Origin of the sequence: Noviherbaspirillum sp. Root189 (genome assembly GCF_001428545.1) — a bacterium.
Lineage (GTDB): Bacteria > Pseudomonadota > Gammaproteobacteria > Burkholderiales > Burkholderiaceae_D > Noviherbaspirillum.
The window spans coordinates 246,697-265,832 of sequence record NZ_LMHZ01000056.1 but is presented as its reverse complement, the minus strand read 5'-3'; the positions used below and the strand labels follow the sequence as shown (position 1 = coordinate 265,832).

Below are 19,136 nucleotides of genomic sequence, written 5' to 3'. Positions count from 1 at the left end.
CGGGTTCGCCAAATTTCATTTCCGATTTTATCTGGAGAATAAGTTGCAATCGAAGAAGACTCTTATCGCGGGCTATGTGCGCTCGCCTTTCACTGCGGCCCGTAAAGGCGCGCTGGCCGCCATACGGCCGGACGATCTCAGTGCGCAGGTAATCCGCGCATTGATGGCAAAGGTAAATGTGCCCGCCGATGAGATCGAGGACGTGATCTGGGGCTGTGCGTATCCGGAGGGAGAACAAGGTCTCAATCTCGGCCGCATTGTTTCTATGCTGGCCGGCCTGCCGGAATCGGTGTCGGGCGTGACGGTCAACCGCTGGTGCGGATCGGCGATGCAATCGGTACAGGATGCAGCCGGCATGATCGCCACCAATGCCGGTGATGCGTTCATTTGCGGCGGCGTGGAATCCATGTCACGCGTACCTATGTATGGTTTCAATATGGCACCGCCGACCGCCTGGACCCAGGAACAGCAGGACGCCTATATCAAGGTCGGCCTGACCGCCGAGCGCGTCGCCGCAATGTATGGACTGACGCGGGACATGCAGGATCAGTTTGGCTTTGAAAGTCAGGCCAAAGCGTTCGCGGCGCAGATAGAAGGTCGGCTCACAGATGAAATCGTACCGATCCGGATAGAGAACACCGTGGTCGACAAGGACGGCTGCATCCGCCAGCCCTCGCTGGAAAAAATGGCCGAGCTCAAGCCGCCTTTCCTGGAAGACGGGACCATCACAGCCGGTACGACATCGCCAATGACGGACGGTGCAACCGCGCTGCTGGTGTGCGCCGACACGTTTGCCTCGAAACATGGCCTCCGTGCGCAAGCGGAAGTGGTGAGCTTCGCCGTTGCCGGCTGCGCCGCCGACGTTATGGGTCTTGGTCCGATTGGCGCCAGTCGCAAGGCAATGGCACGCGCCGGGCTGTCGATTGGAGATATCGATGTGGTCGAGATGAACGAAGCGTTTGCCGCTCAGGCCGAAGCCTGCCGCCGCGAACTCGACATCGCCCCGGGAAAGTTGAATGTGGACGGGGGCGCCATCGCGCTCGGTCATCCACTCGGCGCGACCGGCGGCCGCCTGATCGGTAAGGCGGCTCAACGCCTGATGCGTGGCGAAGGACGCTATGCGTTGGCGACCCAGTGCATCGGCGGTGGCATGGGTATCGCCATGGTGTTGAAGGCCGTGCAGTAGTGTGGTGCACGTGGAGGGGGCAGAGCCTGCTTCCTCCGCTATGTGCCACAGCGCGGCATGGGCATGCCCTTCGGCTTTTCCAAATTCGCCGCGAACCCGTACCACCCATACCTTTGGTCAGAGACCGAGTTAATGCAAGCGAAGACTTTCCATGAATGAATATGTGGCTCCACTACGTGACATGCGGTTTATTCTTTCCAGCCTCGCCGGAATCGACGAAATCGGGCGCCTGCCTGGCTATGAGGAGACGACGCCGGACTTAGTTGATGCCATTCTGGAAGAAGCCGGCAAGTTTTCGTCAGGAGTGCTCTCGCCATTGAATCCAGTCGGCGACGCCGAAGGATGCCGTGTTGAAAATGGTGTCGTCAGGACGGCGACTGGCTGGAGCGAGGTCTATGCCCAATTCCGCGACGCCGGATGGGTGGGCCTGGCGATGCCGGCGCAATACGGCGGCCAGGGGTTGCCAAAAGCGGTCGCGGCACCAGTCAATGAAATGTGGTTCGCCGCCAACCTCGCTTTTTCGCTGCTGCCGCCGATGGCGGTCGGGTCGGTTGATACGCTGATGCGGGCGGCAAGCGACGATCTCAAGGCGTGCTACATTCCGCGTATGGTCAGTGGCGAATGGACCGCCACTATGGATCTGACTGAACCGAATGCTGGCTCTGATCTGGGTGCGATCCAGACGCGTGCCGAATCGCACGCCGATGGAAGCTATCGTTTATTCGGACAAAAGATTTTCATCACCTACGGTGATCATGATCTGGCCGAAAATATCGTGCATCTGGTTCTGGCACGCATGTCCGGTGCGCCCGCGGGCGTGCGAGGCATATCGATGTTCCTGGTTCCGAAGTATCTTGTCAATGCCGATGGTACGCTCGGTGCGCGCAACGACATGCACTGCATCTCGGTCGAGCACAAGCTAGGGATACACGGCAGCCCGACTTGCACGATGAGCTATGGCGACGCCGGCGGTGCGGTCGGCTATCTGGTGGGGGAACCGGGTCGTGGTCTCGAATACATGTTCGTGATGGTCAACGAGAGCCGCTTCAACGTTGGCTTGCAGGGTATCGCTCTTGGAGACAGGGCTTACCAGAAGGCACTGACCTATGCGCGTGAGCGCACTCAGGGTCGCGATGCGATTACCGGCGAAGCCAACGTGCCGATCATCCGTCACCCGGACGTCAAGCGGATGCTGCTGGTCATGCGAGCCAGCGTCATGGCTACACGCATGCTTGCCTATGTCGCAGCCGGTTGGTTCGACAAGGCCCGACACCACCCCGACGAAGTGACTGTGGCGCAATGCCGCAGCCTGGTTGATCTGCTCATGCCCGTTGTCAAAGGTTGGAGCACTGAACTCGGCATCGAAGTCGCCAACATGGGGATACAGATCCACGGTGGCATGGGCTTCATTGAAGAAACGGGCGTGGCGCAATACCTGCGCGACGTGCGGATCACTGCCATCTACGAAGGCACAACAGGAATTCAAGCGAACGACCTAATCAGCCGTAAGATCCTGCGTGACGGGGGCGCGGCCCTCGGCCTGCTGATTGCCGAGATCCGGAGCTCGTCGCATCAGGCACTCGAGGATGGACGTACTACCTCGCTTGGCAGAGAGCTGGAACGGTCGCTCGCATTGCTTGAGGATGCGCGAGACTGGATCCTCAGCCATGAAAGTGACACTATCGGTGAGCTTCTTGCCGGTGGAACCTCCTTCCTGCGTATGCTCGGAACGATATGCGGTGCCTGGCAGATGACACGCGCCGCACTTGTTGCTCAGAACACCATAGACGAAGGACAAGGCGACGTAGTGTACCTGCAAGGTATCATCGAGCTGGCACGCTTCTATTTCGCGCAGCTGCTACCTCAAGTAGCCATGCATATGGAAATGCTGAATCGGGCTGGACCGGCAGTTCTGCAATTCCCCGATACAGCGCTATAGAAGGCTGCTTCATCTTCTTGATGACGCCAGGCTTCCGGAAGTGCTCACGGACCGCTTCAGATTGGCGCGGTCCGTTCCACCGTCTTGTCACTGGTAGGCAAAGATGCCTGTTATGAAAAGAGGGCGCGCAGGGATCTGGAACGGTCGATACGCCACAGCCAGATTGCGGTGGCGAAAAGTAAGAGTGTGGCAAAAGCGTTTGAGCATTGAATGCCATCCCAACCCGCAATCTGGAGAGCATCGAACATCCGAACCAACAACGGCCCCAGGATCTGCCCGGACGCAAACCCGGCAGTCATTCGCCCTACCAGGACCGTGGGGTTGTCAGGCATCATCTCCCGGGCTGCTTGCAGCCCCGCCATGGTGACCACCATGAAGGTGCCTCCGACGAGTACGGCACTCATCGCGATCGACCATGGCGATGTGATAAACAGCGGCAAAAGCGTTCCCAAGGCCATGCAGCCTTGGGCCATCGCCCATAAGCGTGCCCTTGACCAGCCTCCCATCCACTGCGATACCAGCGCGACTGAAATCACGGCAGCCAAGCCAAAGAGAGGCCAGGCAAGTCCGAAGATTTGAGGATTGGATGTCAGCTGCCTGGCCATGGTCGGCAGAAAGGTTGCAGGGATGATGTATCCAACGCCGAACGCGCTGTAACAGATCACGACAGCGAAAGTGTCATGTTGTTCATTCCCTGCGCCCGATGCCTTATTGGTAAGGGGAGGCCTACTAGAAACAAGGCTGCCTTTTGCGCACGCCATGTTAAGGACTGCTCCTGCACACGCCAGTGCGCCAAGTTCGACCCAGAGCGCGGTTGCGCTTTGGTTTGCGCCAAGCCAGGTCAACAATCCAGTCAATGTGATGCCCAGACCGACCCCGGTAAATATCCAGCTGCCACGTTCCGATGCCTTGCGCGCCGCGAGTTCACCCAGGCACCAGCCGGAAGTGCACACGAGTGACCAGGCACTGAAGACCCCTGCAGCTCCACGCAGGATGGCGCCAGCGGTTGATGAAGAACCGCCGAAGACGGCAATACCTAAAGTGGTGAGCCCGATGCCGATCAGACTGAAGTGCATGCCACGCAGTGGGCGAGTGCCAAAGCGTGAGGCGGTCAGCGCTCCCAGGAGATAGCCGAGGTAATTGGCTGCTGCCCATTCCGTGCCAATGGTAATGTCGATTAGGCCATCGCGCATCATCAGAGGCAGCAACGGCGTGAACGCGAATCTGCCGATTCCCATCGCCACTGCCAGCGATACCACACCGGCCAGGACGATTGGTAAAGTTGATCGCTTGCCGTTGGCATACTTATCCACTGTTCAATCCATAAGGTAGGCGGACTCGCGTGTCCGAGGCGGGGACTGCCACGACCTTCCTACTCCGCGAGGTCCCGGGCGGTCCGCCTTGACGCGCAGGACGGCGTTGCTTGTCGCTTGTGTGGCCCGCCACACGGCACTTCGCGCGCCTTGTCCTGCACGCCAGGTCGACCCGATGCTCCGTACACCACGATGAAATCCGCTCTAGGAAACGGCGGCATTCTTGCCAGTAGCCGTCGGTGTTATATGTTTCAGCTTGGCCAGCGCAGCAAATTCGCCGACGATACCGCGCCGGAATGCCAGCACGCAGATGATGAAGATGAAGCCGGTCACGATGGTCACTGATTCACCGATGGAGCGGAACCACTCAATGTTGGTCGTCACCGCCAGCCAGTCGCCCATGTCACCCAGCTTGTTTTCCAGCGCAATGATGACAATCGCACCTGCCACCGGGCCAGCCAGTGTACCCAGGCCCCCGACCAGCGTCATCAGCACCACTAGTCCGGACATACTCCAGTGCACGTCCGTCAGCGTCTCAAAGCCCAGCACCACCGTCTTGGTCGCGCCCGCCAGCCCCGACAGCGCCGCCGACAGCACAAAGGCGAGCAGCTTGTACTTGTCCACGTCATACCCCAGCGAGATTGCCCGCGGCTCGTTTTCCTTGATCGCCTTCATGACCTGGCCAAACGGCGAATGCACCGTGCGCACGATCACCGCAAAGCCCGCCACTGCAATGGCCAGCACCACGTAATACAGCGTCATGTCGCTGGACAGTTCCACCATGCCCAACAGCTTGCCTCGCGGCACACCCTGCATGCCATCCTCGCCACCGGTGAACGGCGCCTGCAAGAACACGAAGAACAGCATCTGTGCCAGCGCCAGCGTGATCATGGTGAAGTAGATGCCCTGGCGGCGGATCGCCAGCAAGCCCATTACCAGGCCGATCAGCGCCGCGGCCAGCACGCCTGCCACCAATCCCAGCTCGAACGGCAGGCCGATGTTGCGCAGCGCATAGCCGGCGACGTAGCCTGCCCCGCCAAAGAAGGCCGCATGGCCGAACGACAGCAGGCCGGTGAAGCCGATCAGCAAATTGAAGGCGCAGGCAAACAGCGCAAAGCACAGCACCTTCATCAAAAACACCGGGTACACCAGAAACGGCGCTGCCAATGCGGCAATCAGGGCGAGCGAATAAGCGACTTTCTTGTTCATGGACAACTCCTTATTTCTCTTTGCCGAACAAGCCGGCCGGACGGATCATCAGCACGATGGCCATGATGATGAAGACAACAGTGGCGGAGAGTTCGGGATAGAACACCCGTGTCAGGCCCTCAATGATGCCCAAACCCAGGCCGGTGAGGATGGAGCCGAGGATTGATCCCATCCCCCCAATCACGACTACTGCAAACACGACGATGATCAGGTTCGAGCCCATCAGCGGAGAGATCTGCACCACCGGAGCGGCCAGCACGCCGGCGAAGGCGGCCAGGGCCACGCCGAAGCCGTAGGTGAGCGTGACCATCAGCGGCACGTTGATGCCGAAGGCCTCGACCAGCTTGGGGTTTTCGGTGCCGGCGCGCAGATAGGCGCCCAGCTTGGTCTTCTCGATCACGAACCAGGTCGCCAGGCAAATGGCAAGCGATGCGAAAACGACCCATGCCCGGTATTTGGGAAGGATCATGAAGCCGAGATTGAACGCACCTGAAAGCGCCTCAGGCACCGAATACGGCTGCCCGGACACGCCATAGAAGGAGCGGAACAGGCCTTCGAGCATCAGCGTAATGCCGAAGGTCAGCAGCAGCCCGTACAGGTGGTCGAGCTTGTACAGCCAGCGCAGCATGGTCTTTTCGATGATCACGCCGAAAACGCCAACCAGCAGGGGACCGGCGATCAGCATGACCCAGTAATTGACTTCAAAGTAATTCATGCCCATCCACGCGAGGAAGGCGCCCATCATGTAGAGCGCGCCGTGCGCGAAGTTAATCACATTGAGCAGGCCGAAGATGACCGCCAGGCCGAGCGACAGCATCGCGTAGAACGAGCCGTTCACCAGTCCCAGCATGAGCTGGCTAAGCATGGCTTGCAGAGGAATGCCGAAAATTTCCATGATTTTTCCTTTACACGCCAAGCAGTTCGTTAAGAACCGGCATCTTCGATTCCAACTCTTGCGCATCAAACCGCTCTACGATCTGACCATGCTCCATGACATAGAAACGGTCGGCCAGCGGTGCGGCAAAACGGAAATTCTGCTCCACCATGATGATGGTGTAGCCCTTGGCTTTGAGAGCCGTGATCATGCGGGCAAGCGCCTGCACAATGACCGGCGCCAGCCCTTCCGAGATTTCGTCGAGCAGCAGCAACCTGGCTCCCGTGCGCAGGATACGTGCTACTGCCAGCATCTGCTGTTCGCCTCCTGACAGTCGCGTGCCCTGACTGTTGCGGCGTTCCTTCAGGTTGGGAAACATCGCATAGATTTCGTCGATCGACATTCCCATGTCGGTCTTCGACACCATTGGCGGCAGCACCAGATTTTCTTCCGTCGACAAGGACGAGAAGATGCCGCGCTCCTCGGGACAGTAACCGACGCCGAGATGAGCAATCCTGTGTGTGGGAAGGCCGACGGACTCGACGCCGCCGATCTTGATGGAGCCTTCGCGGCGTCCGGTCAGTCCCATGATTGCCCTCAGCGTGGTCGTGCGTCCCGCGCCATTGCGCCCGAGCAGAGTGACGACTTCACCTTGATGCACCGACAGGTCGACGCCATGCAGGACATGCGATTCACCATACCACGCCTTTAAGCCGCGGATTTCAAGCGCGGACACGTTGCTTTTGGATTGTCTGGTGATGACAGCTTCAGTTACGGTATTCATCAATGCCCTCCCTCAAGTACCGCAGTGGTACTTCCCATATAGGCTTCCATGACTTGAGCATTCGCCGAAACTTCGGAATAGCTGCCTTCGGCAAGTACGGCGCCACGCTGCAACACCGTGATGCGATCGCAAATGCCTGACACGACGGCCATATTGTGTTCGACCATCAGAATGGTGCGTCCGGCGGACACCTTCTTGATCAGCTCGGTCACCCGATGAACATCCTCATGACCCATGCCCTGGGTCGGTTCGTCCAGCAGCATCAACTCTGGTTCCATCGCCAGCGTCGTGGCGATTTCCAGAGCGCGCTTGCGGCCATAAGGAAGGTCGACGGTCATGGTATCGGCAAAGCGCTCGAGATCGACCTCGCCGAGCAGCTGCAGGGCCCGTGCGTCAAGTTGCGACAGCGTACGCTCGCTCTTCCAGAAGTGAAATGACGTTCCCAGAGTACGTTGAAGCGCAATACGGACGTTTTGAAGGACGGTCAAATGCGGGAATACCGCTGAAATCTGAAATGACCGGATGATGCCTCGCCGGGCAATCCCTGCGGAGGGAACGTTTGTGATGTCCTGTGTATTGAACAGAATCTGTCCTTTGCTAGGGGCAAGAAAACGTGTCAGCAAGTTGAAGCACGTGGTCTTGCCCGCCCCATTGGGACCAATCAGAGCATGGATGTTGCCGCGCTGTACGCGCAGGTTCACATTCTGTACTGCGGTGAAACCTTTGAATTCCTTGGTAAGATTTTTCGTCTCCAAGATGATGTCGTCTGGCACCATTTCTATGTTATCTCCTGAAAATATCTCTCGTATCTGGGTCGGCGCGCTACGACAGCAACAAGCGTGCCATGAATATTCCGCTAACTAGGACAGCGGAGAACGGATGGCGGCGCTGCACGATGGCAAGGAGATCGGCAGAAGTGACCGCACATCACGGCAAGGACCTAAACTTGACGCAAGTGTCGTCCGCGTGAACACAATTGGAGGCCATGTGTGTCTTCGCGAGACACATCCGACGCTTGGTATGGGCGGGAAACTTTGTTTTATGGCGTTTTACGCATATGGAACGGTCCTTGCAGATAGCCAGCTCAGACCCGTGTCTCAGCCCGGCCGGGCCGACTTCCTAAAGGTTGCAGGAGACGTCGCGGAAAAAGCAATGGATCGCCGCGAAGGACTCGTACCGGAAAGCGCAAGCTTATCGCGCCGCCTCGTTCAGGTCATACACTTAACTAAAAATGGAGAGAATCACATGAAGCAGGTCGCACGTCACATATTGACCATAATGGCTACAGCCGCAGCCGCCCTCGCATCGGGACAGTCGGCAGCCCAGATTTCCGATGACGTTGTCAAGATTGGCGTCATTGTCGACAAGACCGGCGTTTATTCTGCCAACGGCGGCCCCGGCGCCGTCAGGGCAGTCGAACTGGCGGTCAAGGACTTCGGTGGCAAGGTCAATGGGAAGAAGATTGAGGTCGTCTCCGCCGATTACCAGAATAAGGTCGACATCGCTTTGTCGAAGGCGCGTGAATGGATAGACACCGATAAGGTGGACATGATCATCGAATCAACCGATTCTGCTGCATCGCTCGCAATGCAGAAACTTGGCGCTGACAAAAAGCGAGTGATGATCTTCGCCGGTTCTGCAACGACCGCGCTCACCAATAAGGAATGCTCCCCTTACGGCATTCACTATGTTTATGATACCTATGCGCTGGCGACTGGCACCGGGCGGGCCGTCATGAAGGAGGGCGGTGACACATGGTATTTCATCACTGCTGATTATGCCTTTGGAAATTCTCTGGAAAAGGACACGACGCGTGTGATCCAGGAAATGAACGGCAAGGTATTAGGCACCATCAAACACCCATTGTCGGCATCGGATTTTTCTTCCTTCCTTTTGCAGGCGCAAGCTTCCAAGGCCAAGGTGATTGGCTTGGCCAACGCGGGTAAAGACACGCAGAACTCCGTGCGCCAGGCGGCGGAATTCGGAATTGTCAGCGGTGGCCAGAAGCTGGCTACGCTGCTGGTGTTTGACACCGACATCAAAGGGCTTGGGCTGAAATCCGCCCAGGGACTGTTGTTCACAACGGGCTTTTACTGGGACTACAACGATGAGACTCGCAAGTGGTCTCGCCGCTTCTATGATGTGCACAAGGCCATGCCGACCATGATTCAGGCCGGCATGTATTCCGCGACCATGCATTACCTGAAGGCGATCCAGACCTTGGGTATGGACAACGCCGATGCCGTGATGAAGAAGATGAAAGAAACAGAAATCAACGACTTCTTCGCCAAAGGCGGTCGTATCCGTGAAGACGGCCGAATGATTCATGATATGTACCTTGCCGAAGCAAAAAAGCCTAGCGAGTCCAAGGAAGAATGGGACATCATGAAAATCAAGAACGTGATTCCTCGTGATCAGGCATACCAGCCCTTGTCCGAGAGCACTTGTCCTTTGGTCAAGAAGTAGTCATTTTGGCGGAGCCGATGGCTGGCTTCGCCGCCTTTTGTTGGGTAGCATTCGATGAGCACTAAACAGTTCGGCGTCGCGCCAAGCAAGGAACTGGTCAGGAACTGGTTGCACAAGCGCAGGATTGACGCGGGGCCTCCGCCTGAGCCAGACCAGATCAGACATGAACTCGGCTGGGCGACGCCGGAACAACGTAACTCAACAGAGGAAGTTCATGAGCACACTCTCGGCAATCGCTGACGTAAAACAGGCGGATAGTATATTGATCCATCAGCCTGGAGTGCTTTTTGTGATGAATGACGTTCCGAAAGGGATGGAAGAAGAATTCACGCGGTGGTATCACGAAGAGCACCTGGTGGAGCGACTTGCATTACCGGGTTTTCTTCGAGCGCGGCGCTATCGCTCGGTCGATGGCCAGCCGAACTATATGGTCGTCTATGATTGCCAGACTGTCGAGGTCCTGCGTTCGGCGCCTTACCGACAGCGGCTAGCCGATCCATCACCATGGACGAAGAAAATCATGCCCCATTTCCTCAACATGGAGCGCTCTGCCTGCCGCGAAACGTGGTCATCCGGCATGGGCACTGGCGGTGCCGCGATTGTGGCGCACTGCAAGCCCATTCATGGCAGGGAAGAAGATGCGCGCCGCTTCATACGCGAGGAATTTGGCCCCAGACTGATGCGAAACGCCTGCAACGTGCGCATCGCTCTGTGGGAAACGGACCCTGCGGTCACCAATGTCGCCAATGTGGAACGCGAATTGCGCCCTGCCGCCGACATGGTGGCCGATTGGGTGTTGTTCATCGAGAGCACGGATCTTGGTCAGGTCGCCCTGGCGCTGCACAGTCAGGTGATGGAAGGTGAAGGCGCACGCACTGGCCTGCTTCTGGGTTCGTGGTTACGGTATCAACTGATCTATGAAAACCGCGCATCTGGTACGCCATGCAGGTAGCCTGGCGCACCCCGTGTCCGGTGCCAGGGTTTTAGGCAGATTCCGGTTTTTCGTCCGAAAGTTTCTTATAGAGGTAGGCGCGCGAAATGCCAAGCTCCTCTGCCACCTTTTTCTTGTTTCCCTTGTACTTGGTCATCGCACTACGAATCATCGCTTTTTCCAGATCCTCGATGGCGTCCTGGATCTTGCCGGAGGTTGGCTCTGGCTGAGGCTCATTGACCGGTGGGGCGTGATGTTCGACGAGTTCCGGGGACATCAGACGGAAGTTGTCCAGCGTAATGTCCGGGCCATCACAAAAGATGGCCGCCTTTTCTACCTCATGGAGTAACTGCCGAACGTTACCAGGCCAAGGCAGCTCTTTGAGGTAGGAGTAGACGCGGGAATCAACACCCTTCACCCGGGTCCGGTGTCGCTGTGCAAAAGCCGTCAGGAAGCTCCTGACCAGTTCAGGAATATCCTCGGGACGCTCACGCAGACTGGGCATCCGGATGGTGACGCCGCTGATCCGGTAATAGAGGTCGAGCCGGAACTCGCCGTTGGCAATCATCTGCTGGAAGTTGCGGTTGGTGGCGCTGATGAGCCGGAAGTCAGAGTGACGCGGCCGGTCGCCGCCCACACGCTCAAAGATGCCATCCTGCAGAACGCGCAGCAGTTTGACCTGTACTTCAGCGGGCATATCTCCGATTTCATCGAAGAAAAGCGAGCTGTGATCGGCCAACTCGAACTTGCCCTTGCGACCCTTGCGTTCAGCGCCGGTAAAAGCGCCGGCCTCATAGCCGAACAATTCGCTTTCGACTAGCGAAGCGGGAAGGGCGGCGGCATTCACGAACACCATGGGATTGTCGCACCGGGGGCTCAAAGTGTGAATTGCATGCGCCGCGAGTTCCTTGCCGGTGCCACTCTCACCAATGATCAGTACCGGAACGGACAGTGGCGCGACCTTGGCAATATCAGCCTTTAGCTGTCGCATTGCATCGCTGTCGCCTACCATCTTGTCTAGGCCGGAAGTCTGGCGCTTAAGGCCACTCAACTCATTACGATAGAACTCCACCTCCGAGCGCAGCTTGGTGACCTCCTTGCTGAGCTCGACCAAAGTTTCCGGACCTTTGAACATCACGCGGCCAAGGGCGCCAAGCGTCTTGCCATTCTCGATAATCGGAATGCGGGCCACGACCCGAGTCACGCCACCCATTTCCTGAAGCTTGCCGATTTCAGCCTTGCCCGTGCGCACCACTTCATGCAGGTTGGTGTTCTCGATGACATCCGTTACCTTCTTCCCAAGGGCATCGCCATGCGCAATACCGAAAAAGCGTTCGTGCACAGGCGGTATATATTGAATGCGGGCCTGATCATCGACGACCACGACAGATTCGTAAGGGTTGTTCAGAAAATAGTCGAGCACCGTGTGCGCGAAGTCAACAGTGGCGACAAAGTCAAACAAGGTCGACTTGCTCGATGCCTGCTGGATAAAAAACAGGGTTGCATCTTCATTTGAACGATAGCTTGCAATCAGATCCGGTGGCCCACTCAGCGCCATCATGCCCCGTTGCCGTCCCTCATTCCGATAGCGTTCCGTGATTTGTTGCTGAACCACCATGTCGCGCCCGAAGCCGGTGGCAAAGGCCACTTTTCCCTCTGCATCCAGGATCAATGCGCCGAAGGAAAGCGGATCGTTCTTTCTCGACTCCATAATTTAATGTGTCTGCTATAAATACAAAATTCAATATAGTCATTGTCTCCTAAAAAGACAATTGATGGAGACAAAATAGGATTTTCTATTTCTCGATTCGCTTTCATCGTTCGGGCCTCTTCTGTAAGCCCCTGTATTTGCAAGGAAAACCGGCTTGTCTGTGTTGGTCTGTAACAGTCTCTGGCTAATATACGGTTTAATGGCATGGAGGTTGCAATAAGACGGACACTGCAACTGACGCTGACCAACCAATGCTACCTGCTGAACAATTGTCGCCTGCTCCAAATGGCAAACCGCTAAGCCTGCTCGAGGGGATCCGCGTCCTCGACCTCACAACCTCTATTGCCGGACCGTATGCATCTTTGCTTCTGGCCGACTTCGGTGCGGAAGTCGTAAAAATTGAGCGCCCAGGACGTGGTGATGACGCACGCGCCTGGGGACCACCGTTCCTTGATGGCGAGTCGCTGTGGTTCTTGAGTGTCAACCGAAACAAGCACAGCGTCACACTTGATTACGCGCAATCCGCTGGTCTCGACGTCTTGCATTCACTTGTCAAAGTGGCTGACGTCATCATCGTTAATCAGGTAGGAAAAAGCCAAAAGAAGCTTGGCATCGACTACGCTCGCCTGAGCGAGATAAATCCACGTCTGGTTCACGTGTCCATCACCGGATTCGGCCTTGACGGCGCAAAGAAGGATCAGCCCTGCTACGACCTGATTGCGGAAGGGTACAGCGGCGTAATGGACCTCACTGGCGCATCCCCGGAGTCCGAACCACAAAAAGTAGGCACGCCCGCGGCAGACCTGCTCTCTGGCTCGGATGCCGCCATGGCAGTGCTGGCGGCTCTATTAGACCGCAGCCGTACAGGAAATGGACACGAGATCGATATCGCGATGGTCGAAAGCATGACGCGCTTTATGACGCCACGGATCGTGCCTTATCTTGGCTCCGGTGAACTGTCGCGCCGAAGCGGAGGTACCGACAGCGTGATCGCGATTTACCAGACGTTCCATACGGCTGACCATCCCATTACCTTGGGGCTTGGCAACGATGCGATCTGGAAACGCTTCTGTGACGTGGTTGGTCGACCCGACATGGCACAGGATCCACGCTTCGCCGACAATGCAGGCCGCCGTGCTGCCCGTTCCGAAATTGTTCGTGAACTGCAGAAGATGCTGCTGGAAAAGCCCAGTTCATACTGGCTTGACGCATTTGCCAGTGCACGCATTCCCTCTGGTCCAATCAACCGTCTTGATCAGGTTGTCACAGATCCGACCCTAACGGAACGTGGGCTGTTTTACGCAACTCGTCGCAATGGCGTTGCTGTGCCGCAGGTCGGGCTTGGCATCCGTTTTAATGGTAACTTCAATACCCATCGCAAGGATCCGCCTCGTCTAGGCGAAGACACCCGTCAAGCTTTTCATACCTGGCTAGGCTGGGATGACGACGCGATTCAGAAACTCGACGATGCTGGACTGCTTTAACAGAGCAGCAGCACGCCATCGGAACTATAAATTTAAGGAGAACGACATCATGACACGCCAGTTCGAAACCATTATCTACAGCGAAGACGGCCCAATCGGCACCATTACCCTCAACCGACCTAATAATGGCAACATGTTCAACGAAACAATGTGCCATGAAATCCGCGACTGCATCAACGACATTCGACGTGAGACCCGCACGCGCGTGATCGTCATCACAGGCGCCGGCGACAAGTTTTTCTGCATCGGCGGCGAAAAGACCGGCATGCCTGACACCCATCTCTATCCCGGCGTGTTACCTGTCCTCGACATGTACGAAGCAATCGACCGCTTGCAGAAGCCGGTAATTGCCTCGGTGAACGGTTTTGCCGTCGGCGGCGGAAACGTGCTGCAGGTCATGTGCGACATTACGATCGCCAAGGAGAGCGCTGTATTCCGGCAGGTCGGGCCGATGATGGGAAGCTTCGATGCGGGATTTGGCACGTGGTATCTGGAGGACCTGGTCGGCAAGAAAAGAGCAAAGGAAATCTGGTTCCGCAATCCAAAGATCAGTGCGAAGGAAGCGGTTGAAATGGGCCTCATCAACAAGGCCGTGCCCGACGACCAGCTCGCGGCGGCGACGCGGGAAATGGCGCTGGAGATCGCAGACCGTGGCGCGTTTGCGCTGGCCTCGATCAAGGCCGCCTTTGGCGCCCGCCACGGTGGAGTAGCGGGCTTGTCGCGCGTCACGCACGACCTGCTGCTCCGCTTGAACCTCGACACGGATGAGTCCAAGGAACTGTCGAAGTCCTTTAGTGAAAAACGTTCACCCGACTCTTCCACGTTTGGGCACTAGCGGGAGCTGTTTGATGAGCACAGTCCTTACCCTCCACGATCCGAGGACCGCCCGCCAGTATTACGAGTCTGGCGTCTGGCAGGATCAGACGATGTACACGCTGTTGCAATCTCATGCGCGCGCACGCCCCAATGACTGGGCGCTGCGGGATAGCTCGCGTCGCCTCACATGGGCCCAGCTGCTTGAGTGGACAGACGCTGTTGCAGCCGATTTGGCGGCCGCGGGTTTGCGCAAAAGCTCGCGGGTATCGATCTGGCTTCCCAGCCGGGTCGAATCTGTCGTTGTCTTCCTCGCTTGTTCGCGCAATGGCTACATCTGCAACCCTTCGCTGCACCAAAACTATACGGTGGCCGAGATCGTGCGTCTGATCGAACGCATCGATTGCGAGGCGTTTGTTGGCGAGAAAGGCTACGGAGCGGATGCGAAGCGAGAGGGGGTAATCGACCAGATTGCGGCGGTCAAGAGCCTTCGCCGAACCTATTGGCTGGACCCGGCGCGTACCGATGAAACCGGGTTTCCCAAAGCCGGAGAAAACCGTCCGTCATCCATGCCTGATGACAATGCCGACAAGGTGGTGTATCTCGCTTTTACCTCCGGCACCACTGGTCTGCCCAAGGCGGTTTTGCACAGTGACAATACGTTGCTGGCCAACGGTCGAGCCATGGTGAAGGACTGGGCTCATAACCACAATACGATCCTGCTTAGTTTAAGCCCGGTAAGCCACCACATTGCGACAGTATCAATCGAGCAAATGCTGGTCGCCGGCATGGAGTTGGTGTTAAACGACCTTCCTTCGGGGATGAAGCCGATCGACTGGATCCTTGAGACCGGCGCGACTTATGTCATGGGCGTTCCGACGCATGCGATGGACATACTGGCAGAGGCAAAGCAGCGCGGGCTTGACAAGCTGGGCAACGTGAAGGTGTTCTACATGGCCGGCGCCGCCATCCCCCGTGAGATTGCCCAAGGCTTTTTGAACCGCGGCATTTTGCCGCAAAACGTATATGGCATGACCGAAAATGGCTCACACCAGTACACCCTGCCGACTGACAATACAGACACCATCGTTGGTACCTGCGGACGCGCCTGCGATGCTTATGAAGTCAGGCTCTGGAACCAGGAAAATCCTGACATCGAGGCAAAGCCAGGCGAGACCGGCGAAATCGGTGGCCGCGGAGGTTGCCTGATGCTCGGCTACTTCAACAACCAGTCAGCGACCGAGAAGTCGTTTAACGCGCATGGCTGGTTCCTGAGCGGTGACCTTGGCAAATTTGATGAGAACGGGTGCCTTGTCATTATCGGGCGCAAAAAAGATCTTATTATTCGCGGCGGCCATAACATTTATCCCGCTACGATTGAAGACCTCGCCATCACCCATCCTGCCGTCCTCAAGGCGGCAGCCTTTCCGGTGGCCGATGACCGGCTTGGTGAAAAGGTTTGCCTGGCAATCACCTGTCCAGAAGGTGCCTCGCCACCCATGGGCGAGGAGATCCTCAAGCATCTGCATGACGTCGGTTTGTCGAAATTTGACATGCCGGAATACTATGTATCACTCGATGCATTTCCCCAAACTGCCAGTGGAAAAATCTTAAAGCGCGAACTAATCGAGTGGGTAAAGCAAGGGCGCCTTACGCCAACTCCGGTGCGTTGGCAAAGCACCGAAAACAAGGTCACGGAAAAGGTCAACTGAATATGCCAATCACACTTACTTATCGCGACGAGTTTGCGGTCCTTACGATCGACCGGCAGGAAGCGCTCAATGCCTTGAGCTTTTCACTAATCAGCGATATCGCGCGTTGTTTTGATGAAGTCGAAAAATCATCGGCACGCTGCCTTCTTGTTACCGGCGCCGGATCCAAGGCATTTTGCGCGGGCGCGGACATCGCGGAACTGACTGGACGTGATCTTGAAGCGCAAAAGCGCGGCGCGGAATTGGGTCAGCAGGTCTTCGCCCGCCTGGACCAACTTCCCATGCCTTCGGTTGCGATCCTCAACGGTTATGCGTTCGGAGGTGGCCTTGAACTGGCATTGGCGTGCACCTTCCGAATTGCGATGCCGAACGCGAAGGTGGGCCTGCCTGAAATCAAGCTAGGGCTCATTCCAGGCTATGGCGGCACGCAGCGACTCCCCCGCGTCGTCGGTGAAGCGCGTGCCATGGAGTTGATTCTGACTGGCCGCACAGTCGCCGCAGAAGAAGCAATGCGCATTGGGCTGGTGAACCGGATTGTAGAAGGGGATGCAATAGAAGCTGGCGTTGCGTTCGCTCGCGAATTCAGTGCTAATGGCATGGTCGCGCTGCGCTTGGCGCGCGGGGCCGTGCAACGGGCACTTCAGTCTCCGCTTTCCGAAGGCCTGAAGGTGGAGGCCGACTTGTCCACACTTGCGTACCAGACGAAGGATGCCAACGAAGGAATGGCGGCTTTCCTGGAAAAGCGCAAGCCACAATTTAAGGATTGCTGAACATGTCAGACAAAGGAACTATCATCGTCACTGGCGCAAGCCGCGGAATCGGGGCAGCAATCGCCATTGCCCTCGCCGACCTTGGCTATACCGTAGCATGTCTATCGCGTCGCGGTGAACTGCCTGCCGTTGGCAATGCCAGCGCAGAAGCGCTGACGCGTTGCAAGGGTTTCACCTGCGATGTCACAGACAGTGACAGCTTGTGTGGTGCATTCTCGGAGGCGGCAAAGATCGGTGGACCGATCGTAGGGCTGGTCAACAATGCCGGTGTCCATCTAGAAGGCCCAAGCACGAGCTTCTCGCGCGAGGACTACGAGTCCGTCTTCGCTACCAACACAACCTCGGTGTTCATGAGCTGCCAGCATATCTACTCGTACTTGGTGGATTCTGGTGGCGGCTTAATCATCAACATTGGATCTTTCTTCGACAAACTGGGTGTGAAGCGCAACCTCGCATACTGCGCATCGAAAGCAGCAGTGGGTGCCATCACACGTTGTCTGGCAGTGGAATGGGCGAGCAAGGGCATCCGTGTGATCGACGTCGCGCCAGGCTATATCACCACCGATTTGAATAAGGAAGCCATGTCATCCGGCCCTTTGCGCGAGTATCTCGAGAAACGCATCCCGGGCCGGAACCCGGGTACATCAGAAGATGTGGCCAAGCTTGTTAAAGCGCTTTATATGACGGATTCGCCTTTCCTGTCCGGAGAGACCATTTATATCGACGGCGCACAGGGCGTGGCGCACTAATAGAACCAGCGAGGATCAACGTGAACATTTTTGAACGACTCGATGCAAGCATCGAGCTCTCGGACGACGAAAAACTCCTCTTGGACAGCGTACGCACGCTGGCGCGTACCGAGTTAAAGCAACGGGCAGAACATTACGATCGAACAGGCGAATTTCCTTGGGAAAATGTCAAGGCGATCAATAACCTCGGTTTGAATGCCATGTTCATTCCAGAAGAGTATGGCGGCGCCAAACTTTCGTACACGTCCTATCTTGAGTGTGTGCGCGAGATCTCCAAGGCTTGTGCATCCACAGGCATCATTTGGGCAACCAATTTCCATGCGATCAAGCCGCTCATTGATTTCGGCACCGAAGAGCAGAAACAGCGCCTGCTTCCCCGTATCGTAGAAGGTGGACTTGCTGCACTAGCGATCACCGAACCCAACGCCGGGTCCGATGCTACCGGCATGCGCACACGTTTCACGCCTGACGGTGACGAAATCGTCATTGACGGCGGCAAGACGTTCATCACCAATGGCGATGTCGCTGACGTCTATATCCTTTTTGGTAAATGGAGTGAAATCGACGATCCGAAAAAATCCATTTCGGTGGTGGTTCTGGAAAAGGGTACGCCAGGGCTTTCGGTGGTGCGGACCGAACAAAAGATGGGTCACAGGGCATCAAGCACCGCGACGATTTCGTTTGACGGGTGTCGCGTACCTCGAAGCAATCTGTTGTGCAACCCCGGTGATGGCTTGAACATCCTGTTCGCTTCGCTCAACAAGTCACGTCCGAGCGTGGCGGCTCACGCACTTGGGATTGCGCGCGCCGCACTCGAGGATGGATTGAATTACATCAACGAGCGCAAACAGTCTGGACGGAAGATCATCGAGTTTCAAGGGATCCAGTTCATGCTGGCGGATATGGCCACTGACTTGGCAATGTGCGAGTCCTGGCTCTGGCGCCTTGCAAAACTGGTGGACAACGGCGCTACGGATTTCAGCATTGACGCCTCGATGTTGAAGATGAGGGCAAGCGACATCGCCATGCGTATTACCACCGACGTGGTACAGCTGTTTGGCGGCTACGGTTATTGCCAGGATTTCCGGGTTGAGCGTTTGATGCGCGACGCGAAGATTACCCAGATATGGGAAGGTACTAATCAGGTGCACCGTCAGCTGATCGGCCGCAGTTTCCTGACCAAATAAGAGGCATT

The 19,136-nt window shown here is 56.8% G+C and carries 17 protein-coding genes; 11 read left to right on the top strand and 6 right to left on the bottom strand.

Annotated features, from left to right (window positions below; translation table 11 throughout):
* Positions 1-43 precede the first annotated feature (43 nt).
* Both ASE07_RS24100 and ASE07_RS24095 read left to right on the top strand, forming a co-directional pair.
* Entirely contained in the window at positions 44-1,186 is a 1,143-nt protein-coding gene (locus ASE07_RS24100; RefSeq protein WP_057293452.1) for a thiolase family protein, read from the top strand.
* Positions 1,187-1,337: 151 nt separating this feature from the next.
* On the top strand, positions 1,338-3,125 hold the full coding sequence (locus ASE07_RS24095) for an acyl-CoA dehydrogenase (protein ID WP_057293352.1): 1,788 nt from the start codon (positions 1,338-1,340) through the stop codon (positions 3,123-3,125).
* A 110-nt stretch (positions 3,126-3,235) separates the two neighbouring features.
* Here ASE07_RS24095 and ASE07_RS24090 read toward each other — a convergent pair whose 3' ends face one another.
* From ASE07_RS24090 to ASE07_RS24070, 5 genes are all read right to left on the bottom strand, one after another.
* Entirely contained in the window at positions 3,236-4,438 is a 1,203-nt protein-coding gene (locus ASE07_RS24090) for a YbfB/YjiJ family MFS transporter (RefSeq protein ID WP_057293351.1), read from the bottom strand.
* Between the two features lie 204 nt (positions 4,439-4,642).
* Entirely contained in the window at positions 4,643-5,647 is a 1,005-nt protein-coding gene (locus tag ASE07_RS24085; protein ID WP_057293350.1) for a branched-chain amino acid ABC transporter permease, read from the bottom strand.
* A gap of 10 nt (positions 5,648-5,657) precedes the next feature.
* Positions 5,658-6,542 (bottom strand): branched-chain amino acid ABC transporter permease, encoded by an 885-nt coding sequence (locus ASE07_RS24080; RefSeq protein ID WP_057293349.1) that lies wholly within the window; start codon positions 6,540-6,542, stop codon positions 5,658-5,660.
* 10 nt (positions 6,543-6,552) lie between these two features.
* Positions 6,553-7,305, bottom strand: a complete 753-nt coding sequence (locus ASE07_RS24075) for an ABC transporter ATP-binding protein (RefSeq protein WP_057293348.1) — start codon at positions 7,303-7,305, stop codon at positions 6,553-6,555.
* Positions 7,305-8,081, bottom strand: coding sequence for an ABC transporter ATP-binding protein (locus ASE07_RS24070; protein ID WP_057293347.1), 777 nt, complete (start codon positions 8,079-8,081; stop codon positions 7,305-7,307). Before ASE07_RS24070 ends, ASE07_RS24075 begins: the two co-directional genes overlap by 1 nt.
* Positions 8,082-8,550: 469 nt before the next feature.
* Between ASE07_RS24070 and ASE07_RS24065 the strand changes: the two genes are divergently transcribed.
* From ASE07_RS24065 to ASE07_RS24060, 3 genes are read left to right on the top strand one after another with little or no spacing between them, the layout of a single operon-like run.
* Entirely contained in the window at positions 8,551-9,771 is a 1,221-nt protein-coding gene (locus ASE07_RS24065) for an ABC transporter substrate-binding protein (protein ID WP_057293346.1), read from the top strand.
* Positions 9,772-9,825: 54 nt separating this feature from the next.
* Positions 9,826-10,011 (top strand): hypothetical protein, encoded by a 186-nt coding sequence (locus tag ASE07_RS29130; protein WP_156396958.1) that lies wholly within the window; start codon positions 9,826-9,828, stop codon positions 10,009-10,011.
* A 52-nt stretch (positions 10,012-10,063) separates the two neighbouring features.
* The gene (locus ASE07_RS24060; RefSeq protein WP_156396957.1) at positions 10,064-10,723 is read left to right on the top strand and encodes a DUF4286 family protein; all 660 of its coding nucleotides are present in this window, start codon (positions 10,064-10,066) and stop codon (positions 10,721-10,723) included.
* 31 nt (positions 10,724-10,754) lie between these two features.
* Here ASE07_RS24060 and ASE07_RS24055 read toward each other — a convergent pair whose 3' ends face one another.
* Entirely contained in the window at positions 10,755-12,413 is a 1,659-nt protein-coding gene (locus ASE07_RS24055) for a sigma-54 interaction domain-containing protein (protein WP_057293344.1), read from the bottom strand.
* Between the two features lie 251 nt (positions 12,414-12,664).
* On the opposite strand from ASE07_RS24055, the gene ASE07_RS24050 reads away from it, so the two are divergent.
* The 6 genes from ASE07_RS24050 to ASE07_RS24025 are packed head-to-tail and all read left to right on the top strand — an operon-like array spanning position 12,665 to position 19,128.
* Positions 12,665-13,897: a CaiB/BaiF CoA transferase family protein gene (locus ASE07_RS24050; protein ID WP_057293343.1), complete on the top strand. Its 1,233-nt coding sequence runs from the start codon at positions 12,665-12,667 to the stop codon at positions 13,895-13,897.
* Positions 13,898-13,946: 49 nt separating this feature from the next.
* Complete coding sequence (locus ASE07_RS24045) at positions 13,947-14,732, top strand: enoyl-CoA hydratase-related protein (RefSeq protein ID WP_057293342.1); 786 nt, start codon at positions 13,947-13,949, stop codon at positions 14,730-14,732.
* Between the two features lie 13 nt (positions 14,733-14,745).
* Positions 14,746-16,422 carry a class I adenylate-forming enzyme family protein gene (locus ASE07_RS24040; RefSeq protein WP_057293341.1) on the top strand — a complete coding sequence of 559 codons (1,677 nt, stop codon included), beginning with the start codon at positions 14,746-14,748 and terminating at the stop codon, positions 16,420-16,422.
* Between the two features lie 2 nt (positions 16,423-16,424).
* Positions 16,425-17,192: an enoyl-CoA hydratase/isomerase family protein gene (locus ASE07_RS24035; protein WP_057293340.1), complete on the top strand. Its 768-nt coding sequence runs from the start codon at positions 16,425-16,427 to the stop codon at positions 17,190-17,192.
* 2 nt (positions 17,193-17,194) lie between these two features.
* Entirely contained in the window at positions 17,195-17,941 is a 747-nt protein-coding gene (locus ASE07_RS24030; RefSeq protein ID WP_057293339.1) for an SDR family NAD(P)-dependent oxidoreductase, read from the top strand.
* 20 nt (positions 17,942-17,961) lie between these two features.
* Entirely contained in the window at positions 17,962-19,128 is a 1,167-nt protein-coding gene (locus ASE07_RS24025) for an acyl-CoA dehydrogenase family protein (protein WP_057293338.1), read from the top strand.
* Positions 19,129-19,136: the final 8 nt, after the last annotated feature.